The following is a 22,747-nucleotide window of genomic DNA, read 5'->3' on the forward strand; positions in this document are numbered from 1 at the left end:
AAAAAACGGGGCTATTAAGCCCCGTTTTTTATTTTAAGCGTTTCTAGCTATCAGCTTTGCTTTCTTGGCGCTTACGTAGCTCGCGAGGGTCGTTAGGTGCGCGGCGTGTTCTACGCTTGCGTACGGGGGCTTCCTCTTGAACTTTTGCGCTTTCAGTAACGGCTTCGCTAGCGGTTTCAGTAGCGGTTTCGCTGGCTGTTTCAGTAACGGCTTCGTTAGCAGTTTCAGCTACGACTTCGTTAGCAGTTTCAGCTACGACTTCGTTAGCAGTTTCAGCTACGACTTCGTTAGCTGTTTCAGTAACGACTTCGCTGGCTGTCTCAGTAACGGCTTCACTAGCTGTCTCAGGAACGACTTCGTTAGCAGTTTCAGTAACGGCTTCGCTGGCTGCTTCAGTAACGGCTTCGCTGGCTGCTTCAGTAGCGGCTTCACTAGCTGTTTCAGTAACGGCTTCGTTAGCAGTTTCAGCTACGACTTCGTTGGCTGTTTCAGTAGCGGCTTCGCTGGCTGCTTCAGTAACGACTTCGTTAGCTGTTTCAGTAGCGGTTTCGTTGTCTGCTTCAGTAACGACTTCGTTAGCTGTTTCAGTAACGGTTTCGTTAGCAGTTTCAGCTACGGCTTCGCTAGCTGTTTCAGCAACAGCATCGTTAGCAGTTTCAGTAACGGCTTCGCTTGCCGCTGTTACGTCAGTGCTAGTCGTGCTTGTATCTTGCAGTGTTTCAGTTACGGACGTGTTTACGTCAGCGGTTTCAGCAGAGTTTGCTTCTTCGCTTGTACGTTCCGACGTGGCTGTTTGCTGAACGGGGTTTGAGCGTGTTGCTGTGCGTTCAGTAGGGCGACGACGACGACCGCGACGGCGTGGGTTACGTGGTAACTCTTCGCTATCAGCTGATGCGTTGTTGTTTGTGTTGCGCTCTTCAGTGTTGCGGCTATTATCGCTCGCATCCTGTTCAGATTTACGCTTACGGCGTCTACGCTTTGGTTTCTCATCAGAAGTCGTTGGTAAAGGCTGATCAGGCTCAGGCTTAACGGTAATGATCTCATCATTTTGTTTTTGCGCGCCTCTAGGCTTGCGATCATTGTCACGACGACGACGTTTGTTGCGGCCGTTTTCGTTGCGATCACCACGGTCATTATTCCGCTTGCTCTTAGGCTTAGGTGTTTCTTCTTTTTTCACCGGTGCTTTTGGCTTAGGCTGCTCGGCGCTACCGAAGATATTTTTAATAAATTCGATAATCCGTTCAACGACACCTTGTTCTGCGGGTGCTTTACCGGCTGCATTTGCAGGCTTGTTTGCCACTGCGTTGTTCGCACTTGCGTTTTGTGTGGCACTGGCCTCTGCAGCAGGTGCTGGAGCTGGTGTCGATGGCGCAACAGTGCGCACAGCTGCTTGTTCGCGAAGGACGACCGTTTGAGCGGTTGCTGAGGCTTCAATAGGCTCATCGTTCGTTGGTTCTGGCTGCATTGTGTAGCTTGCATCGTTTGTGGTGGCAACGGTGTTGTCATCACGTAAACGAACGACTTCATAGTGCGGTGTTTCCATATTTGGATTAGGCACAATAACAACACGAACGCTTTGACGTACTTCAATATCATGTACAGCGTGGCGTTTTTCGTTAAGTAGGTAAGTGGCAACGGTGACCGGCAGAATCGCTCTAATTTGTGCGGTTCTGTCTTTGCCTGATTCCTCTTCGATCAATCGTAGGATTGATAGGGCGAGGGATTCAGTGTCGCGTATAGTGCCTTGTCCGCTACAGCGAGGGCAAACCACGCCGCGAGTTTCAGCAAGAGAAGGGCGTAAACGCTGGCGAGACATTTCAAGTAGACCAAAGCGAGAGATGCGGCCCATTTGTACACGCGCTCGATCTAACTTAAGTGCATCACGTAAGCGGTTTTCTACTTCGCGTTGGTTTTTAATCGGTGTCATATCGATAAAGTCGATAACAACAAGTCCACCAATATCCCTAAGGCGAAGCTGGCGAGCAATTTCGTCTGCGGCTTCAAGGTTGGTTTGTACTGCGGTTTCTTCAATATCGCCGCCACGGGTTGCGCGTGCAGAGTTGATATCAATAGAAACTAGGGCTTCTGTTGGATCGATAACGATTGAGCCGCCAGAGGGTAGTGTGACTTCCCGTTGGAATGCCGTTTCAATTTGCGCTTCAATCTGGAATCGGTTGAATAGAGGCGTTTGCTCTGCGTAAAGACGGATTTTGCTTTCGTAGGTTGGCATAACCTGTTTTACAAAGTTACGCGCATCTTCGAATACTTCGGGATCATCAATCAGTACTTCGCCAATATCTGAGCGAAGGTAATCACGTACCGCACGAATAACAACATTGCTTTCTTGGTAGATTAAGAAAGGTGCTGATTTTTCGTCGGATGCTTGGGTGATCGCTGTCCAAAGGGTTTTTAAGTATTCAAAATCCCATTGAAGCTCTTCACTGCTGCGGCCAACGCCAGCAGTACGCACGATGATGCCCATCTGTTTAGGTACATTAACACCAGCAAGCGCTTCTTTAAGTTGTGTGCGCTCATCACCTTCGATGCGACGGGAGATACCGCCAGCTCTAGGGTTATTTGGCATTAAAACTAAATAACGACCGGCTAGGCTAATAAAGGTTGTGAGTGCAGCGCCTTTGTTGCCGCGCTCCTCTTTATCAACCTGAACAATAACTTCAGTGCCTTCTCTCAATACTTCTTTAATGCTTGGGCGAGAACCGCGGCTTGGTGGCTGCGTGAAGTACTCTTTAGAGATCTCTTTTAGTGGTAGGAAACCATGACGTTCTGATCCGTAGTCAACGAATGCAGCTTCAAGGCTGGGCTCGATACGTGTGATCTTGCCTTTATATATGTTGGCTTTTTTCTGTTCACGTGATCCAGATTCAATATCTAGGTCATACAGGCGCTGTCCATCAACCAGCGCTACGCGCAACTCTTCAGGTTGAGTTGCGTTGATAAGCATTCTTTTCATAGCGTTCTCTTATGGAACGCTCTTCACGCAGTAAGGAGGTTCTGATCGTGACCAGAAGCCCGTCTTTTGGACGATTATTAACATCAAAACCGTTAGGGTATTAACACCACTTCCGGTTCAATAAGAGTTTCAGCTGCTCAAACAATAAAATTGGAGCTGGAGTCGCATCTTACATTTAATGTGTTTTGCATTACTTCGCAAACGGCGAAGCAACTGTCCTCGGTAGAGGAAACATTAGCCTCATGTTCTTCTTTCTAATTGTGGCTGCCCTAAAGCAGGTTCCTGGCTAACGTGCATCTCTACCTCCAACCGGTTTTTCCGACTGGGTGAAAAGCTATTCTCAATTTATATTCATGATATTGCCGCTTGTTTCAGCAGAATTTGTTTTTTTTCCGCGATTTTCGGGTCTGTATTACAGCAATTGAAAAAAGATAAAGCCAACAGGCCACGGCAGGGCTAGAATATAGCAGTTATCAACTACAGCATCAATTCGCTAATCGGTTTTCATTATAAATATGTCGCAAGAAAGTAGTTCGCCAACCAATCAAGTACGTTTCGTTGAAATTACAGAAGGGAATGCTGGCCAAAGGGTCGACAATTTCTTGATCACAACCTTAAAAGGTGCGCCGAAAAGTCTAATTTATCGGATTGTGCGTAAAGGTGAGGTGAGGGTTAATAAAAAACGAGTTAAACCCGAATATAAATTACAGCTTAATGATCTGGTGCGTATACCGCCTGTTCGGTTAGCTGATCGGCAAGAGCCTTCAAAAATTGGCACTAAGCTGATCGATCAGCTCGAAGCGGCCGTTTTGTATGAAGATGATGATCTAATCGTCGTAAATAAGCCGTCAGGGATTGCAGTTCACGGTGGTAGTGGTATTAGTTTGGGGTTGATTGAGAGTTTTAGGCAGATGCGCCCTCAAGCTAAGTTTCTGGAATTGGTCCACCGGCTTGATCGTGATACATCCGGTTGTATTTTGCTGGCAAAAAAGAGAAGTGCATTGAAACTGATGCATGAGTCGTTGCAGAAAAGCCGTATCACTAAAATTTATCATGCCATGGTGATGGGCTCGTGGAGCGAAAGAAAGAAACGAATCGATGCGCCGCTTAGGAAAAATGAGCTCAAGTCGGGGGAGCGGGTTGTTAAAGTATCCGCAGATGGAAAAGCATCGCTGACAGAGTTTAAGGTGCTGGAACGGTTCGGTCGTCAAGCTACGCTCATTGAAGCGCGGCCTATAACGGGTAGAACCCATCAAATTCGTGTGCATTGCCAGTTTGCGGGACATCCTATTGTGGGAGATACCAAATATAATACGGATGAAATGAACGATGTTATGCGGAGTCATGGGTTTAATCGTTTATTTCTTCATGCGGCAGAGTTGCGGTTCCCGTTGCCTTCTGGTGGACGCAAAGTGATAAAGGCGCCGCTTGAGATCAGTTTGCAAAAAGCGGTGAACAGTTTTAAGAGCAAGAATAGTTAATGGATTTTAGTGTTTTATGAGTGATTTGGCTTTAAAAGAGAAGGTTTATTCCACAGCAGATCGGTTGTTATTGGCTGGCTTGCAGCCAACAGCGGTGCTTATTTCAGAATCCTTGGGTTGTGATGAAAAATTAGTTGAAGCTGATCTACATGATTGGTGGAGCTTAGTACCTGAGCGTATTGCGCTGCATGTGAATGATGTTGTTATTCCTGAGGTGCCTGATTCGTTGGCACAATCATTTTCTAAGTTATGGCAGCAAGCGGTACAGGAAGCTAATGGCTTGCTTAGTGTTGATAAGCATAGTCATGATGTGGGTTTGGAGGTTGTGCGTCGCGAAGCCGATGAGTCGCTGAAAGAGTCCCGAGGACGCTTAAGTGATCTTGAAGAGAAGCTAAGGGCTGAAGCAAACAAAAAAGAGGATGTTGAAACACAGGTCAAAGCCCTTGAGGCGGAGATTGATGTTTTAAAAGCAAACCTGATGGCGGAGACGTCACAGAGGAAGCAGGAAGAGCAGAGCCGCTTAAATGTTGAGCAAGAGCTTAATCATTTAAGAAAGACCTATGACGATAGTAAGCGGACATTTGATCAGCGTATTAAAGAGGAGCAGCGGCATACACTTGAGGCCGTAAGTAAGGCTGATGCGGATGTGCGGTATTATCGAGGCGCGCTGGAAAAACTTAGGGATGAGGTGGGTAAAAAAGAATCGGCCCTGACTAAGAATATCCATGATATGCAGGCTGAGCTGGCTAGGAAAGATGTTAAAAATGACACGCAAAAAACGCAGATAAAAAGCTTAGAAACTGAGCTAAAACAGATCAAGCAAGACACCTCGGGTCAGGCGCGAGAGCTGGCCAAAGTGAATTCATCCTTGCTTGCCGAATCCAACAAAAACAAAAGGTTGGAAGATAAAGTTAAAATGATGGATGAGGAGATAAGGCGGGCTAGGCAGAAGCAAGTGAGCTTAGCGTCTGAGCATTCTAGGCGTGAAGCCGGTATCCGATCTCAGTTTAAAGATAAAGAGGATGAGCTTGTTCGCTCATTGGCAAAAATTAACAGTCTTGAAAAGAAAATCATTACCCAAGATGAAGAGATTCGACGCTTGAATGCACGCGGTTAGGTCGGGCTTCTGGTCTATTGAATTTATTCTAAACTGTTATAATAATTTTAAATTTCTTATGGCGAAGGCATAAGCCTCGTTGTTATTTTCTGGAGCGTTTGATGAAGTTGCAGCAGTTGCGATACATCTGGGAAGTAGCTCGTCACGACCTTAATGTGTCGGCGACAGCTCAGAGCTTGTATACCTCTCAACCTGGTATTAGTAAGCAGATTCGTTTGCTTGAAGATGAGCTAGGTGTTGAGGTTTTTGCGCGCAGCGGTAAGCATTTGACGCGAGTCACCCCTGCAGGACAGGCGATTTTGTCTGTTGCAGGTGAGATTTTGCAGAAAGTCGAAAGTATTAAGCAGGTTGCACAAGAGTTTAGTGATGAGCGCAAAGGCAGCTTAGATGTAGCGACGACCCATACCCAAGCTCGTTACGCCTTGCCGCCCACAATAACGGGGTTTATGAAGGAGTATCCTGATGTGTCTCTACATATGCATCAAGGTACGCCTATGCAGATCTCTGAGATGGCGGCAGATGGCACGGTTGACTTTGCGATTGCTACTGAGGCGATGTCCCATTTTAGCGACCTGATAATGATGCCATGCTATCGCTGGAACCGCTCTGTGGTTGTGCCTAAAGACCATCCGCTGACACAAATTTCTAAGCTAACCTTAGCTGACTTAGCTGAGTATCCTATTGTTACCTACGTGTTTGGCTTTACGGGGCGCTCTAAGCTGGATGAGGCGTTTGTCAATGAAGGCTTAGATCCTAAAGTAGTGTTTACCGCGGTTGATTCGGACGTGATTAAAACCTATGTCCGGTTAGGTCTAGGTGTAGGTATTGTTGCGACAATGGCGTTTGATGAAAAGCAGGACAGTGATCTTGTTCGTTTGGATGCCAGTCACTTGTTTGAGCCGAGTATTACTAAAATTGGCTTTAGGAAGGGGACCTTCTTGCGGGGTTATATGTATGACTTTATCCAGCGCTTCGCTCCGCATTTAACGCCCGATGTGATTCATCAGGTCTTAGAATGCAGTAATCGAAATGAGATTGATGAGTTATTTGCACATCAGGTACTGCCCGATCTATAAAGTGCGGTTGCTCTCTACCGAAGGCTTGTTTGTTTAAACAGGCCTTTTTTGTGTCTGAGCTTTACCGTCATTAAGTCTCTACTGTAAGAATCACAGTCGAGGCGCTATCTTGAGGTTTTTTTGATCTGATCGACGACGTATCCCATGATTTGTTTAGCCGAACGCTTGGCCTGTCTTGGGTGCCATAGCGCAGGTTAAATATCAGTAGGAGGGTGTCTCAGGCTGTTTTTAAAAAGGGCAACGATACCAGACCTAAGCCTTGATAATCGTTGCCCTGTTCCGTTATGTGTTTGCGGCGATAATATCGCGTAACACCATCGGTAGGATGCCTTTATGACGTATTTGATCCAGCTCAGACGAGGTATCGACACGCGAAAGCAGTTCTAGTTTCTGAGATGAGCCATCCGCTCTGTGAATAGTTAGCTCTACAGATCCCCTTGGTTTAAGTGTATCAATACCCTTCAAATCAAAGGTTTCAGAGCCATCTAAATTGAGCGAAGCGCGTGTGACCCCTTGCGGTAACTGCAGCGGCAAAACACCCATGCCCACTAGATTGGATTTGTGAATACGTTCAAAGCTTTCAGCAATAATCGCCCTTACGCCCAGCAAGGCAGGCCCTTTAGCGGCCCAATCCCGTGACGATCCCGTGCCATACAGTTTGCCACCAAAAACAACGGTGGAGGTTCCTTCTTCACGGTAACGCGCAGCCGCGTCGTAAATCGACATTTGAGCAGGTTTACCTTCAGATGGGTGATAGCAGGTTACTGCGCCTGTGGTACCAGGTAACATCAGGTTTCTGGCTTTACCATTGCCAAAAATACTACGCAGCATCACGTGGTGGTTGCCTCGACGTGCCCCAAGTGATGTCAGGTCGCTCTCGGCAACGCCTTGTGAGATTAGGTACTCACCCGGAGGGGAGTCTGGACGTATACGGCTTACCGGTGAGATATGGTCCGTGGTTGTATTGTCATCACACATCACTAGCATGCGCGCCCCTGAGATATTGTTTAACGCGTCCTCAGGTGTTTCCACTGCAAAACCGTCGAAGAAAGAGATTTCCTGGATGTAGGTTGAATCGGGATCCCAGTCATAAACAGGGCCGGTAGGCGATGCCAGTTTCTGCCACGTATCAGGCCCGTCGAGTGAATTCTCGTAGGTTTCTCTGAAGGTTTTCGGGTCCATGCATGCATGCATGGTTTGAGTAATTTCGGCGTTGCTCGGCCAGATATCTTTAAGGAAAATATCCTTTCCTTCTGCATCTTGACCAATGGGCTGAGTGCTCACATCAATATTGACGTTGCCGGCAATGGCCATTGCAACGACTAACGGGGGTGACATAAGGAAGTTGGTATCAACATCCGGATGTACGCGGCCTTCAAAGTTCCGGTTACCGGATAAAACCGACGCAGCGATAATATCGTGGTCTTGTAATGCTTTTTCAATGCTCGGTGCCAGAGGGCCAGAATTACCCACGCAGGTTGTACAACCATAACCGGCAGTATTAAAACCCAATGCATCCAAATGCTGTTGTAGTCCCGCCTTCGTTAAAAAGTCGGTTGCAACCGGTGACCCCGGTGCCAAGGATGTTTTAACGCCATTAGGGACTTTCATGCCAAGCTCATTCGCTTTCTTGGCAAGCAAGCCCGCGGCAATCAATAAGCCTGGATTCGATGTATTGGTACAGGAGGTAATCGCCGCAATCACGATATCGCCGTCTTTTAACTCCCTTTCAGGTAAGGGGACGAAAATACCTGCGTCATCTGCTTTCATGGGTGTCACGTTAACTACTTCAGGCGTGCGATCTCTTTCAGTCGCTGCTTTTCTGAAAACGTTGCCAAGCTCAGCTAGCGGTAGTCTGTCTTGAGGTCTTTTAGGGCCAGCCACAGAAGGCTCAACGGTGGATAGATCAAGTTGAAGAAGGTCTGTATAGCGAGGCAGAGACTGACCCGGTGTCCAGGTCATGTTTTGTGCTTTATAAAACGCGAGTGGCAGATCGCCATCTCTGCCTGTTGCTCTTAGGTACTCGGCAGAGATTTCATCAAAGGGGAAAAAGCCCATAGTTGCGCCATATTCAGGCGACATATTGGCGATAGTTGCACGGTCAGGCAGGGAAAGGTTGGCACACCCTGCACCGATGTATTCAACAAATTTACCAACAACGCCTCCCGGGTATTTGCGCAACATTTCAGTGATCGTCAGTACCAAGTCTGTCGCCGTGACGCCTTCTCTTAATGCGCCGGTGAGTTCAACGCCCACCACTTCGGGTGCCAGCATTTGCATAGGTTGGCCCAGCATGGAGGCTCCAGCTTCAATGCCGCCTACGCCCCAGCCCACAATGCCTAAGGCGTTCGCCATGGGCGTATGGCTATCCATACCGATGAGAGTATCCGGCACCATTAGCCCATTAATGTTGAGGTAGCCCTGTGCTAGATATTCTAGGTTTACCTGATGAACAATCCCGGTTTGCGGGGGAATAATTCTGATGGTTTCAAATGCCTGAGCGCCCCATTTCAAAAAGGCATAACGTTCTATATTTCTGGCCGCCTCAAGCTCTCCATTAATTCGGAGAGAAGCAGGGCTACCGGTATTGTCCATTGTCACCGTATGATCAATAACAAGATCTGCACGTACTAAAGGTTCAATAATCGCGGGGTCCATGCCCATACGCTGAACGGCTGAACGCATCGCCGCAAAATCTACAATGGCGGGAGTGCCACTCAGGTCGTGCATCAGGACGCGACCTGCCGTGAAAGGAATTTCGATCGGCTGTGTGCCTAGGCCTTCTGTCCAGTGTCCAAGCGCCTGAATCTGCTCAGCGGTTACGCCGTTTTGGCCAACATTGCGGGCGATACCTTCGAGAATAGGGCGAAGGGAAAACGGGAGTTCATCAAGGTTTATACCAAATAGCTCAGCGGTATCTGGAAGGCTATGGTAGCGGTGCGCTGTTCCGGGGAGTGTTCTAATAGAACGGGATGGATCGAAATCACTAAGATTTGTCATATATTATACCTTTCGCAGAGGGGTGTTTCTGGCTCTACAACTTTTTTTGCACGAGACCCCGGTGATTGTTGGGGCTGCTCGATTTCCTTATTAGTCGTTTATTTAGCCGTCAAACGAACCGTTATTACCTGCAACATAAATTATTGCTTTATTTGGATTGTCGACAATGTTAGACGATGATCGTCTTAAAACAAGTGTTGTTGGTGCTTTTTTGATATAATTACATACAATCTACGACTATTTTCTAGTGCATATGGTTTTTTTAAATGTTTGGAGGGTGTCGAGGGAGTTCATATAACGCAGAAAGACGGTGGTGCTATTTACTTGAATACATAAAGGATCAAGGATTGAAGTAAGTATAGCGAAGCTGTATTGGCGGCTAGATTCAAGCCAATGATAGAAGAGGGTGCATGGGGGAGGCGAAAAACTCTCTATGTCTACCTACTCGGTGAGTGCCCGTAAATTTGGTACAACTATACACCTCCTCGGTGGCACTCAGAGGCGGTGTATTCAATGAGAGTGACGACAAGCCGAGTATAATGCGTATTCTCCCAGTGTCGATTAAATCGCTATAGGCACGGGAGTCAGTTAATCTGCTGTGTAATACGCAATAATTGACGCTTCTTGGTTGATCCTAAAAATTAAACACACACTCTAAATGATTGTTGTTCTCAACAAAGGCGCGGCCCAGCAACATTTGTAAAAAAACATGTAAGCCTACAACCAATGTATACCATCTATAACTAATTGATTTTGTTTGTATTTATTTTATTTATATCGACTATAAGCGTTATTTAAATTGTTTTCATTGAGCTGTTTGTCGCTTTTTCCTTATAATATATTACTGATTCATAATTAGAATTAATTGAGACGAGACGCTTTACGCTATGAGTTATTATTCTGACTACCTAGAAGAAATAGAGGTTCGTAAAAAGGACCTTGGCCTGAATCCCAAACCGATTGATAGCGCTGAGCTACTTTCTGAAATCATTGCCCAGATTAAAGACGTTGGTAATGAACATCGCGAAGCATCTTTGAACTTCTTTATCTACAACACGCTACCGGGTACGACACCAGCGGCTGTCGTTAAAGCGGCTTTCCTGAAAGATATCGTTCTGGGTAAAGAAAAGGTTGCAGAGATCTCTCCTGAGTTTGCGCTTGAGCAGCTATCTCACATGAAAGGCGGTCCTTCTGTTGAAGTATTGCTGGATATCGCATTGTCTGATGATGCTCAGGCGGCAGCTGCGGGTGAAGTTCTGAAGTCTCAGGTATTCCTGTACGACGCAGACTACGTTCGTCTGGCTGACGCTTTCAAAGCGGGTAACGCCATCGCTAAAGAGCTGTTGGAAAGTTACTCAAAAGCTGAGTTCTTCACCAAACTGGATGATATCCCAGAGAAGATCGACGTTGTTACCTATATTGCTGCTGAAGGCGATATATCTACTGACCTTCTTTCTCCAGGTAACCAGTCTCACTCGCGTGCAGACCGTGAGCTACACGGCAAGTGCATGATCTCTCCGGAAGCTCAGCAAGAAATTGTTGAACTAGGTAAGAAACACCCTGACGCTAAAGTGATGCTGATCGCTGAAAAAGGCACTATGGGCGTAGGTTCTTCCCGTATGTCGGGTGTAAACAACGTGGCACTATGGGCAGGTGAACCAACGTCTCCATACATCCCATTCATCAACAACCGTCCGGTCGTTGCAGGTACTAACGGTATCGCACCTATCTTCCTGACCACTGTTGGTGTAACTGGCGGTATCGGTCTAGATCTAAAAAACTGGGTTAAGAAAACTGACGCAAACGGCGACGTTGTTCGTGACGAAAATGGTGACCCGGTTCTGGAAGAAGCATACTCTGTTGCGACAGGTACGGTTCTAACCATCGATACTAAAGCTAAGAAATTGTACAACGGCGACCAGGAACTGGTTGACGTAGCAGATGCTTTCACACCTCAAAAGGTGGAATTCATGAAGGCGGGTGGTTCTTACGCGGTAACTTTCGGTAAGAAACTGCAAACGTTCGCTGCGGAAACGCTAGGCGTTGAAGCACCGGCTGTTTACGCGCCATCTAAAGAGATCTCTATCGAAGGTCAAGGCCTAACGGCTGTTGAGAAGATCTTCAACCGTAACGCAGTTGGTGTAGCGTCTTCTACGCCGTTGCACGCGGGATCTGACGTTCGCGTTAAAGTGAACATTGTAGGTTCTCAGGACACTACGGGTCCTATGACTTGTCAGGAACTGGAAGCGATGGCCGCTTCTACGATTTCTACAAGTGTTGATGGTGCCTTCCAGTCTGGTTGTCACACAGCCTCTGTATGGGATAACAAAGCTAAGGCAAATACGCCTAAGCTGATGGCGTTCATGAACGCATTCGGTGTTATCACAGCGCGTGACCCGAAACACGTTTATCACTCCATGACTGACGTGATTCACAAAGTACTAAACGATATCACAGTTGACGACCGCGCAATCATCATCGGTGGTGACTCTCACACTCGTATGTCTAAAGGTGTTGCGTTCGGTGCTGACTCCGGTACGGTTGCGATCGCATTGGCGACAGGTGAGTCTGCCATGCCAATTCCTGAGTCTGTGAAGGTTACCTTCAAAGGTAAGATGCAGCCTCACATGGATTTCCGTGACATCGTACATGCGACTCAAGCGCAGATGCTGAAGACGTTCGGTGGCGAAAACGTATTCCAGGGTCGTGTAATCGAAGTACAGATCGGTACGCTGTTAGCTGACCAAGCGTTCACCTTCACTGACTGGACTGCAGAAATGAAAGCGAAAGCTTCTATCTGTATCTCTACTGACGATACCTTAATCCAGTCTCTTGAACTGGCTAAGTCTCGTATCCAGATCATGATCGATAAAGGTATGGATAACGAAGCTCGCATGCTGCAGGGTCTAATTGATCTAGCAGACAAGCGTATCGCTGAAGTGAAATCTGGCGAAGCGCCTGCTCTGGCTCCAGATGATAACGCTAAGTACTACGCTGAGCTTGTTGTTGATCTAGACGTCATCAATGAACCAATGATTGCTGACCCAGACGTTAACAACGAAGACGTTTCTAAGCGTTACACTCACGATGTGATTCGTCCTGCTTCATACTACAATGGCCGTAAGGTTGATCTAGGCTTCGTTGGTTCTTGTATGGTTCACAAAGGCGATATGCAGATCATCGCTGCGATGCTGCGTAACCTAGAGAAGAAAGGACCAATTACCTTTAAAGCGCCGCTGGTTGTTGCGCCACCGACTTACAACATCGTTGACGAGTTGAAAGCAGAAGGTGATTGGGAGTTACTAGAGAAATTTGCTGGCTTCGAATTCTCTGATGAGAATCCAAAAGAAGCAGCACGTACCAAGTACGAAAATATTATGTACTTGGAGCGTCCTGGCTGTAACTTATGTATGGGTAACCAAGAAAAAGCAGAACCGGGTGATACCGTGCTGGCTACGTCTACTCGTCTGTTCCAGGGGCGTGTTGTGGAAGATGCAGCAGGTAAGAAAGGTGAGTCTCTGCTGGGCTCTACTCCAATGGTTGTGCTGTCTTGTATCCTAGGTCGTTTCCCGACTCTAGAAGAGTACAAAGAAGCGGTTGAGGGTATTGACCTGACTACCTTTGCTCCACCAAGTGAAGACTTGAGTGTAGCGCATACAGCGATCCCTGCTGTGCGTATCTAATTACTGATAACGCGTTAACAGAAAAGCCCTGATTCTTCAGGGCTTTTTTATTTTTGTCGGTTGGTTTTTTATTTTGAGCTTAGATGACTAACGCTTCGTTGGCCGCGTTTTTCGTCAAAGGTATTGCTGCATGAGTATCGCCCCAATCATCGCCCGCGCCTGATAGGGTTTTGTTCCATCTATTATTGCCTCCGTAGCAAGATACTGGCGACGGCTTTAAAGCTAATATCGATGGGTTTTTATCACATACCAACGCCGTTTTATTGGCGTCTCTTCAAATGTCAGTCTTATGCCGCAGACGCCTAGCGGGTAAGCTTAGCTCTCTTATTGCTATTGTTCTGTATTGAAGGCTTAGCCTCGCGAAGCCCCCGTTCCGTTTCTCAGCGTGCCTGATCGCGCCTAGCGGCTGCTTTTGTCGTTCAACCGGCGCGGCTGTTTGAGTTCATATATGTATACTCTTTGGGTCGTAATGGTCATCAGTATTATCGTCTAGTAATGCTAGAAATCGATTGTGGATTAGCGGGAAAATTCCATCTAATGACAGTGTAAAAGTGAAGGTTATTTATGATATCTACACTAATACTTTCTGATGAATTTAGGGTAGAGGGTTGAATTGTAAGATGTTTATCTATATCAATAGAAGAATGATTAAAGTTAAAAAATCGAATTAAATTCTATTAATATATGTAATATATGGCCAATAGATTTGTAATCTTCCGTTTGTCAGGATATAAACAAACAGTTGTTTACATCTTTCTCATCGTTAGAACGATAATTATAGGATAGGAGGGAGCCTTGAATTCTCCAATTTGGGATGCACTAGCTGATTGGGAGCTAAATTCAGATTTTGATAGCCCAAACACGGGTCGCATCCAAGCCGCGTTCGACGCACAGCATCCTCGGTATCTTATTTATAAAGGTCATCAAGGGAAGCGGATCTTGTATCATTTTACCCGTATGGTTGCAGCGGAGCCTGACAAACTACGTCTTCATACTAAGCGGATTTACTTGTCGATTGCTTGCTACGATAGCGAAGCACTCGAAGGCGCGTTTGCTGATTTCTTATTAGTGCTGGGTAAAAAAGGCGCTACATTACGGAAAAGACTTTTTGAACAGGCGAAATCAGTGATGAAGCCCGATGTTCGAAAAATTATAGAACGTGCCATTAATGAAGATAATTTAGAGGGTTTGTCTAAACTCTCCACGAAGCACTCCGTATTAATTAATGGACGCTTTCAGCCTGCTAGTTTACATGGATGACACAAAGGGTAGCTGGTCTTAAATGAGTATAAGAAGAAACAATCAGTTAGAGAATGTGCGAAAGATCGCGTTAGAAGGCTTTATGGGGCCTAATCAAGCGATGCTTGAGTATTGTTTTTCTTCTGCCGTCGATTGTGAACTTGTGACCGCAAGTCGCGCGGCTATCATTATCGTTAATGGCGATCAAGCAAATAAAGACACTGATGTACAGCAACAGATCAATGAAAAGTTTCAGGATGCTTATAAAATTGTTATCAGCATTAGGGACCTGAATTGGGATGGTTTTATTCTGCTTAAAAAACCTCATACCTCAGAAGATTTACTTAATTTAGTTCGACGCTTTGAGGTAGAAACACCCGGGGTTGATGCTACTCATGTTTCAGGCGAAGAAAAACACGCAGAGCCGCAGGTGCGTTCAGGCGATGTGGACTTTTATCGTGGGGGTCAATACTCCAAAAAACGAAAAAGTGAAGCCCTGAAGCAAAAGCTAATACGCGGTAATTTAGTGGTTAGCGCCTCTGATCGTTTAGTTAAGCAGCTTGAAGATGAGATCAAAACGCAAGAAGCTGAGTTGGTTGCCAAGCTAGAAGCGGAAAAGCTTGAGCAGACAAAGTTGCTTATTGCGAAGAAAAAAGCGCTTAAGCTGAAAGAGCTAAAGCTTGAAAAGCTAAAACAAGAACGCTTAAAGCAAGAAAAATTAGCGCAGGCCCGTTTAGAGAAAGAGCGGATCGCGCAAGAGAATTTAAAGAAAGAGCGTGCAGAACAAGCACGTTTGAAACGCGAACAATTGGAACGTGAGCGCTTAAAAAGCGAACGTCTAGAAAAAGCGCGTTTAGAAAAGGAACGGATCGAACAAGTCCGCATAGAGCAGGAACGTATCAACAAAGAGCGGCTTGAGCGGGTTCGTTTAGAGCAAGAGAAAAAAGCGCAGCAAAAGCCATCAGCCGATAAGGCACCCGTCCATGAGGCTGAAACTACACCCGCTGAGTTTGAGGTGGATAGTTTAGACGTTGATGCGCTAGAAGCGGGTAGCCAATCCTATGTACAGCATGCGTTAACCGCAGAAGAGGTTCTGCAGCGCTGTGGTAATGCGGGTGATGCGGACCTGAGTAAAAAAGAAGAACGCCGCCGCGTGTTTTTTAGTGTTGAAGACTCTCTGCTTGTTAAAATGATGGAGTCAGTAGAGCTGGCGCGGAAGATGGAGCAGCCGGTAGAGATAACCGGGTTGCCGGGCACAATGTATTTTCTGCCGGATGAAGATGTCTTTTACTCTACATTCAGCGACGATTTCTTAAATCAGCTCGCGTTAACGCGTTTTGGGTATCAAGAGCTTGATCTTGAAGCACACAGCGAGCTTGAGTTAGACAATAAAAACAAGCATCTCATTGAAGATGCGAAAACGTTGATCTGGAAAGTGGCTATCTGGACAGCGAGAGGACGGTTATTTACTGGGATGGATCCCGAAAGAAGTATGCAATTATCGACCAAGCCTGATTTTGTTCGCTTTCTGCCATTGCCAAGTGGTGAAGAGATCAGTGATGTATGGGCTGAGCACAGTTTATCTGCGCTAGATGTTGTAAGAATACTAGATGTTCCTCAACGTGTTGTATTTTCATTCATGTCGGGTGCATATTCACTTGGATGGTTTCAGGAATGAACCAGGGTTAGACGATGGGCTTCGGAGTTAATTTGTGACAAGTGCTACTATTCAGAATCAGTTTATTCAAATCTGTCCGGCAGGTGCCTTCTACGCTACTGTAGGCTCCGAACCTGATGATGCCAGGGCTTTATTATTGCAGCTTCTCAGTACGGATGTATCGCTGCCTTATAGCCATGAACTCATTATGGAGTTGACTGACTTAGAAGAAGCGGAAGCTAAAGAGCTTTTTGATAAATTACTAGAGAAGAATTTTGTACAGTTATGTAATACACCTGTACGTGTTGTGGATGATTCCATAGAGAAGATTCTTCCCGGATTGCTTGCTAATTTATCCAGTACTTCTAAAGTTGCGTTAGCTGACGATCATGGGTTTTGTCTAGGTTCTACAGGTTATGATCCCGATCATGCTGAAGCCTTATGCGCTTTAGCCGCTGATGTGAGTTCCCTGCATGAAAGACATAGTCTTCTTCTTAACCGTGACCTTGCCTTTATGGGTGAGTCATGGGGAATGCTTGATCCTGTAGGATTGAGTCAAGTTGGTTTTTGGGTTATTCATCTTGGTCATCAGCGCTTTGTGCTGGTTATTGATCAGATGCCTCGACTTAATCATAACAATTATGTTGATTTATTAAGTGCCCTAGCGCGGCGCTATCTTGATTATTGATGTTGATCAATAATCAAATTTTAAATTCCTGTATTTTAACGCCTTACATTAAAGGAGTAAGTATATGCGCTCAGAAATGTTGACCTCTATACTGAGTGACTTGAACGGAACTTCAGCTGAAATTGAAGCGTCCGCTGTCATATCAACGGATGGTCTGATGATCGCAGCTCTTCTTCCAGCAGGTCTGGATGAAGATAGAGTTGGTGCAATGAGTGCAGCAATGCTTTCATTAGGTGAGCGAACTGCTACTGAACTTGCCCGTGGAGAGCTAGAACAAGTACTCGTTAAAGGTGACAAAGGTTACATATTGATGACGCATGCAAATGATGAATCAGTATTGACGGTTGTTGCTAAACCGAATGCTCGTCTCGGCTTAATCTTTTTGGATGTTAAACGTGCAGCAGAGGCGATAGGGAAGATCCTCTAAACCGTTTTTTCCAAACAACAGAATAGGTTTATTGATGCCTGAACATGATATGAAAGATGTTCGTGATATAGTCATCAACTATCATGATGGAACCTCTCGCAAGGCGACAGTTCTTGATCGCGAGGTTCCTTATCCTGAAGGAAAGCTGATCGTTTCTCGTACGGATACTCAAGGGATTATCACCCATGCTAATCAAGCATTTGTGGAGATGTCTGGGTATACAGAAGAGGAGTTGATTGGTACTAATCATTACATACTTCGACATCCCGATATGCCAGCGGTGGCCTTTGCCGGTTTATGGGAAACAATTGAAGCAGGTAATAAGTGGCATGGTTATGTAAAGAACTTACGTAAAGATGGTGCTTATTATTGGGTTAAAGCCACGGTCATTCCAAATATACGTAATGGTGTGGTTGTCGGGTACACCTCGGTGAGGCGTAAACCTTCACGCAGTAAAATTTCTGAAAGTGAAGCGTTATATAAAACACTTAGGTAGGTGAACCCTCATGACATTAAATTTAACCGTTAGTCCCGATTTCGCGCCTGATCATATCTCTGGTTGGTTTATCTTTAATACGTGGCTGCAACGGCAATTAGGTACCGGTGTTCATCTGGAGCTTTATGATTGCTTTGATGCACAGCGTCAAGATATCAAATCGGGTAAGTTTGATTTGGTTTATGCCAATCCTTTTGATGCGTCTATGTTGGTGCGTGAACTGGGCTTTAAAGCGCTTGTTCGTCCTATATCTAAACCTGATGAGACTATTATTGCGACCCATAAAGATTCGCCTCTTCAATGTGTCGAAGATTTAAAGCCGGGTGCTCAGTTGGTCGCCACGGATGATCCTGATGTTAATCGCATCGGCATGATCATGTTGGAACCAGCAGATTTAGATCAAACCAATACTGAAACCACGACCGTTGATAGCTATGTGATTGTCGCTAAAAATGTGTTGAACAAAAATGCAGAGGTCGGCTTCTTTTTAAAAGATGCCTACGATGAGCTATCGGATCTGATTAAAAGTCAGATGAAGATACTTGTGAGCAGTGAGATTAGTGTTGTTCATCATACTTTGCTTCTTTGCCCTAAGTTGCAAAAATATGCGCCTAAAATTCAACAACGCCTAGTTAAAATGGCGGATGATGAAAAGGGGCGTAGTGTCCTTGAAAGTATGAACCTTCTCGGTTGGGAAGTGATGACTGAAGAGGAAACCGAGTTTATGATCGATCTGATTGATACGCTACTCGATGAATAACAAGGTTTATTCAGCGTTGCAGAGCAACCTACAACCGTAGTTGCTCTGCCGCGTTTAGCGTTAACGTAGAACGAGTACTTAGAGTACCGCGCTAAACCCTTCAAAGGAGGGTGGGCCTAAATAGATATCAGTAGCGGGCTTTGCGTTCGCATGGGCTTTTCTAAACGCATCCGATTTAGTCCAACCAATAAAGGCTTCTTCTGACGCCCAGACGCTATGAGAGGCGAACAGCGTACATGTCTCATCGGTTTTACCTTGAAGAAGGTTAAAGCTTTTAAAGCCGGGCACTTCATCTAAAAATGTTTCGCGGTTCTTCCAGATATTAATAAAGTCCGCTTCTTTCCCTAATGCTATTTTGAATCTATTCATTGCAACGTACATTGATAGCCTACCTAGCGATATTAAAAATAATTAATATAACCCATATTGTCGTGACTGTATGTTTAGGGTTATTGCTCAGCCTTCATGCTCAAGGCAATTCGTTTTCGTTTAAGGTCGATCTCAATAACCCTCACGGTCACAATCTGTCCTGGTTTAACAATCTTATGGGGGTCTTTAACAAAGGTATCTGCCAACTGAGAGATATGCACGAGCCCGTCTTGGTGCACGCCGATATCTACAAATGCGCCAAAATTGGTGACATTCGTTACCGTTCCTTCGAGTTTCATCCCTTCCTGTAGATCCGCCATTGTTTCTACATCATCGCGCAAGTTAGCGGTTTTAAACTCAGGACGAGGGTCGCGTCCCGGCTTCTCTAATTCAGCCAATACATCTGTAATTGTGTAGCGCCCATGTTCATCACTGATAAAGTCGGCGGGATCAAGTTGCGCTAACAGCTCCCTATCACCGATAAGTTGTGACACCGCTCGCTGGCTACGTTGAGCAATGAGCTTTACCAATGGGTAGGACTCAGGATGTACTGCCGAGTTATCGAGTATCTGTGTTCCGTTGCTTATCCGGAGAAACGCCGCCGACTGCTCATAGGCTTTAGGCCCTAAACGAGGCACGTTTAATAATTGGCTTCGAGATGTAAAGCGGCCAATCTCATTACGGTATTGAACGATGTTGTTGGAAAGGGTTTGGTTTAACCCCGACACCCGTGTTAAGAGTGCTTCTGATGCGCTGTTAAGATCAACACCTACCGCGTTTACACAATCTTCAATAACGGTTTCCAGTTGTTGAGATAACTGGTTTTGATTAACGTCGTGTTGATATTGGCCAACGCCGATCGCTTTAGGCTCAATTTTAACCAGTTCTGCAAGTGGGTCTTGTAAGCGTCGGGCAATGGATACCGCTCCACGTATAGTGACGTCGAGATCAGGAAACTCATGTGCCGCCAGTTCCGATGCGGAATACACAGAGGCGCCGGCTTCACTAGTAATCAGTTTTTGGGCGTGGATATCGCTGTGTTCCTTTAATAGCTCGGATACCAGCTTTTCGGTTTCTCTTGAGCCTGTGCCGTTGCCAATGCTGATGAGTTCGACAGCATGTTGCTGGCACAGTTGATACAGCGTCTCTTTGGATGCTTGCCACTGATTTTTAGGCGCATGGGGGTAGATGGTCGCATAGGCGAGTAACTTCCCGGTTGCGTCAACGATAACGGTTTTAACGCCGGTTCTAAGCCCTGGGTCTAAGCCTAAGGTGACTTTCGGGCCAGCTGGTGCGCTCAGTAATAGGTCTCTTAAGTTACGGCTAAAGACATGAATGGCTTCCGTTTCGGCGATCTCTTTGTAATGCTGGGTCAGCTCTTTTTGTAGTTTACTTTTTAAACGTGTTTTCCAGCAGTTCGCAAGGGCGTGTTGTAACCATTCAGCGCCGCTGCCTTTGCGGGGTAGCTGAAGGTAGCGGGAGATCAGTTGTTGGCAGTGCTCTTCATCCGGGATGAGGAGCTTTAACTTTAAGATGCCGTCATTGACTCCACGTAATTGCGCCAGCATTCGATGTGAAGGGATCAGTTTAAGCTTCTCGGTGTAATCAAAATAATCTTTAAACTTGGCACCTTTATCCTCCTTGCCTTTAATGACCGTGGCGTGAAGCTTGGCCTGCTCGGTTAAGGTCGAGCGTAAGCGCTGTAGGAGTTCTGCATGTTCACAGATGCGATCACTCAATACTGCACTGGTGCCCTCTAATACGGCCTCTATGTTCGGGAACCCTTTCTCAGGGTTGATGAAACCCTGGCCCAGCTGAGAAGGTGATTTGTGAGGTTGAGTAATGATCTTATCTAATAGCTGATCAAGCAGGGCCTCACGTGCAATTTGAGCTTTTGTTCTACGTTTACTTTTGTAAGGTAGGTAAAGGTCTTCTAGTTGCGTTTTGTTATCGGTGGCGAGGATCGCTTGTTTAAGCTGAGGGCTTAGGCTTGATTGCTCATCAATATTTTTAAGAATCACGGCTCTACGGGCATCAAGTTCTCGTAAATAAACTAAGCGTTGAGAGAGGAGCCTGAGTTGCTGGTCATCAAGCGCTCCGGTTAGCTCTTTTCGGTATCGTGCAATAAAGGGAACAGTATCCCCCCCATCTAATAACGTGATTGCCGCATCAACTTGGGCTAACTTAACGCCAAGCTCTTGAGCAATTTTATGGCTTATCATCTGTAGGTTAGGCCTTTTGTAACGTTTGTAAGATCCACTGTTTTAATTGAGGCTCTTGCAGTGCACCTGATACCCGATCAATCTCACGCCCATGTTGGAACATAATCAGGGTGGGGATGCTTCTAATATGCATATTTCCACTGACGTTAGGCGCGCTTTCGGTATCAACCTTCGCAAAGAGAAGCATCTCTGATTCTGCGGCGGTTTTTTCAAAGATAGGTTTCATCATCTGGCACGGGCCGCACCAGCTGGCCCAGAAGTCGACAATGACCGGCAGCTCATTTTGGCTAATATATTTTTCAAAGTTGCCGTCTGTTAATTCCACCGGGCTATGGGTATGCAAACTCCCTTTGCACTTTCCGCATTTACCTTGCAGATGGGATTTGTTATCGGGGATACGGTTAGAGGTCATGCAAGCAGGACAGACAACGATCATCGGCATTTCTCTTAGTCGTGAATTTATAAATATAATACCGCTCATCGCGTGTTAGATGGAGTGAAAAACGCATTTCCGTATCAGAAAATGCTTATTTGCACATAAAAAGCGATATATCGACCTTACTGACCCCAAATGATTTAATCCGCTTTTCCAAAAGCGCTGTAATCCTCTATGCTACGGCCATCTTTTTCATTCCATTTGAGGTGATGTTTATGAATGATCAGAACGCAGACGTACAAACACGCGGGCGCTTAACGACACGTACCATAGCGATGCCCGCTGATACCAACCCATCCGGTGATATCTTTGGTGGTTGGGTGTTGTCTCAGATGGATATCGCGGCAGGGATTTGTGCCGGTCAGCGAGCACAGGCGCGTGTTGTGACTGCGTCGTTAGATAGCATGAGCTTTATCCGTCCGGTTAAAGTGGGTGATATTCTGGGTGTTTATACTGATGTTACACGGGTTGGGCGTAGCTCAATGGACATTCATGTGGAAGCTTGGGTAAGACGCGGCCGTATTGGGCAGCGAGAGAAAGTAACCGAAGCTACCTTTAAGTTTGTTGCTATCGATGAGCAGGGCAACCCTACACCGGTACCGGCCGAAACTGATCTTCCTGATTACGTAATGGATATATAACCTGTGACACACTTTGTACCTGTGGAGGGAATCGCCTCTTTAGCGTTTGAGCCGGGCTGTGATTATGCCTACTTTGTGATGCAATCCGCAGCGGGGGAGCAGCTCTATTTAGCGTACGCCTCGACGCGTGATTTCCTATCGGTTCCGCTGACCTACCAAGTTATTTGTTTCAGTTGTTCAACGGTATTAGAGATCCATAAAATGGGGATCGATGAGTACCTTGATGGCTTTGAGGAAGATGTTAGGATTCCGGAGCCGGGCTTTTATCAGTTTGAAGCGAATGATGACGGGGAGGATACGGGCGATGATATGGCCATTTTTATCTTGGCGGATCGGGCCAGTGTTCTAGAGATCATGTATGAACATAAGGATGTATATGCAGAGGTATACCACTGTGCTGATGCAAAAACGGCGCTGACCAATCTGTTGTCAGGCTTAAGTTAACGGACTCAACCTAGACCAGTTATATAGGCATTTGATCATT

At 46.0% G+C, this 22,747-nt stretch carries 17 protein-coding genes; 12 read left to right on the forward strand and 5 right to left on the reverse strand.

Annotation, left to right across the window (positions count from 1 at the left end; translation table 11 throughout):
- Positions 1–43: 43 nt before the first annotated feature.
- Entirely contained in the window at positions 44–2,971 is a 2,928-nt protein-coding gene (gene rne, locus A3773_RS11060) for a ribonuclease E (RefSeq protein WP_067985969.1), read from the reverse strand.
- A 515-nt stretch (positions 2,972–3,486) separates the two neighbouring features.
- Here rne and rluC point away from each other — a divergent pair.
- From rluC to cysB, 3 genes are all read left to right on the forward strand, one after another.
- Positions 3,487–4,452 (forward strand): 23S rRNA pseudouridine(955/2504/2580) synthase RluC, encoded by a 966-nt coding sequence (gene rluC / locus A3773_RS11065; protein ID WP_067985971.1) that lies wholly within the window; start codon positions 3,487–3,489, stop codon positions 4,450–4,452.
- A gap of 16 nt (positions 4,453–4,468) precedes the next feature.
- The gene (locus A3773_RS11070; RefSeq protein WP_067985973.1) at positions 4,469–5,569 is read left to right on the forward strand and encodes a DNA-binding protein; all 1,101 of its coding nucleotides are present in this window, start codon (positions 4,469–4,471) and stop codon (positions 5,567–5,569) included.
- Positions 5,570–5,670: 101 nt separating this feature from the next.
- Positions 5,671–6,645: an HTH-type transcriptional regulator CysB gene (gene cysB / locus A3773_RS11075; protein WP_067985975.1), complete on the forward strand. Its 975-nt coding sequence runs from the start codon at positions 5,671–5,673 to the stop codon at positions 6,643–6,645.
- 282 nt (positions 6,646–6,927) lie between these two features.
- On the opposite strand, the gene acnA is transcribed toward cysB, so the two are convergent.
- Positions 6,928–9,645, reverse strand: coding sequence for an aconitate hydratase AcnA (gene acnA, locus A3773_RS11080; protein ID WP_082800607.1), 2,718 nt, complete (start codon positions 9,643–9,645; stop codon positions 6,928–6,930).
- A gap of 887 nt (positions 9,646–10,532) precedes the next feature.
- Here acnA and A3773_RS11085 point away from each other — a divergent pair.
- From A3773_RS11085 to A3773_RS11115, 7 genes are all read left to right on the forward strand, one after another.
- Positions 10,533–13,328 (forward strand): bifunctional aconitate hydratase 2/2-methylisocitrate dehydratase, encoded by a 2,796-nt coding sequence (locus A3773_RS11085; protein ID WP_067985977.1) that lies wholly within the window; start codon positions 10,533–10,535, stop codon positions 13,326–13,328.
- Between the two features lie 795 nt (positions 13,329–14,123).
- Positions 14,124–14,588: a hypothetical protein gene (locus A3773_RS11090; RefSeq protein ID WP_067985979.1), complete on the forward strand. Its 465-nt coding sequence runs from the start codon at positions 14,124–14,126 to the stop codon at positions 14,586–14,588.
- A gap of 22 nt (positions 14,589–14,610) precedes the next feature.
- The gene (locus tag A3773_RS11095; protein ID WP_067985981.1) at positions 14,611–16,245 is read left to right on the forward strand and encodes a hypothetical protein; all 1,635 of its coding nucleotides are present in this window, start codon (positions 14,611–14,613) and stop codon (positions 16,243–16,245) included.
- A 34-nt stretch (positions 16,246–16,279) separates the two neighbouring features.
- Positions 16,280–16,912, forward strand: coding sequence for a hypothetical protein (locus A3773_RS11100; protein WP_067985983.1), 633 nt, complete (start codon positions 16,280–16,282; stop codon positions 16,910–16,912).
- A gap of 64 nt (positions 16,913–16,976) precedes the next feature.
- Complete coding sequence (locus A3773_RS11105) at positions 16,977–17,339, forward strand: roadblock/LC7 domain-containing protein (RefSeq protein ID WP_067865400.1); 363 nt, start codon at positions 16,977–16,979, stop codon at positions 17,337–17,339.
- A gap of 34 nt (positions 17,340–17,373) precedes the next feature.
- Entirely contained in the window at positions 17,374–17,835 is a 462-nt protein-coding gene (locus tag A3773_RS11110) for a PAS domain-containing protein (RefSeq protein WP_067985986.1), read from the forward strand.
- A gap of 10 nt (positions 17,836–17,845) precedes the next feature.
- Complete coding sequence (locus tag A3773_RS11115) at positions 17,846–18,595, forward strand: phosphate/phosphite/phosphonate ABC transporter substrate-binding protein (RefSeq protein WP_067985988.1); 750 nt, start codon at positions 17,846–17,848, stop codon at positions 18,593–18,595.
- Positions 18,596–18,673: 78 nt separating this feature from the next.
- Here A3773_RS11115 and hmuQ read toward each other — a convergent pair whose 3' ends face one another.
- The 3 genes from hmuQ to trxC all read right to left on the reverse strand — a co-directional run bounded on the left by hmuQ (position 18,674) and on the right by trxC (position 21,622).
- Entirely contained in the window at positions 18,674–18,976 is a 303-nt protein-coding gene (gene hmuQ, locus A3773_RS11120) for a heme-degrading protein HmuQ (RefSeq protein ID WP_067985991.1), read from the reverse strand.
- Positions 18,977–19,044: 68 nt separating this feature from the next.
- A complete protein-coding gene (locus A3773_RS11125; protein ID WP_067985993.1) occupies positions 19,045–21,186 on the reverse strand; it encodes a Tex family protein in 2,142 nt (713 codons plus the stop codon).
- 7 nt (positions 21,187–21,193) lie between these two features.
- The gene (trxC, locus tag A3773_RS11130; RefSeq protein ID WP_067985995.1) at positions 21,194–21,622 is read right to left on the reverse strand and encodes a thioredoxin TrxC; all 429 of its coding nucleotides are present in this window, start codon (positions 21,620–21,622) and stop codon (positions 21,194–21,196) included.
- Between the two features lie 215 nt (positions 21,623–21,837).
- On the opposite strand from trxC, the gene A3773_RS11135 reads away from it, so the two are divergent.
- Together A3773_RS11135 and A3773_RS11140 are read left to right on the forward strand one after the other, a co-directional pair.
- Positions 21,838–22,263, forward strand: a complete 426-nt coding sequence (locus A3773_RS11135) for an acyl-CoA thioesterase (protein ID WP_067985997.1) — start codon at positions 21,838–21,840, stop codon at positions 22,261–22,263.
- Positions 22,264–22,266: 3 nt separating this feature from the next.
- Positions 22,267–22,707, forward strand: a complete 441-nt coding sequence (locus A3773_RS11140) for a hypothetical protein (RefSeq protein ID WP_067986000.1) — start codon at positions 22,267–22,269, stop codon at positions 22,705–22,707.
- The last annotated feature ends 40 nt before the right edge of the window (positions 22,708–22,747 follow it).

It is taken from the genome of Neptuniibacter pectenicola, from assembly GCF_001597735.1.
GTDB lineage: Bacteria > Pseudomonadota > Gammaproteobacteria > Pseudomonadales > Balneatricaceae > Neptuniibacter > Neptuniibacter pectenicola.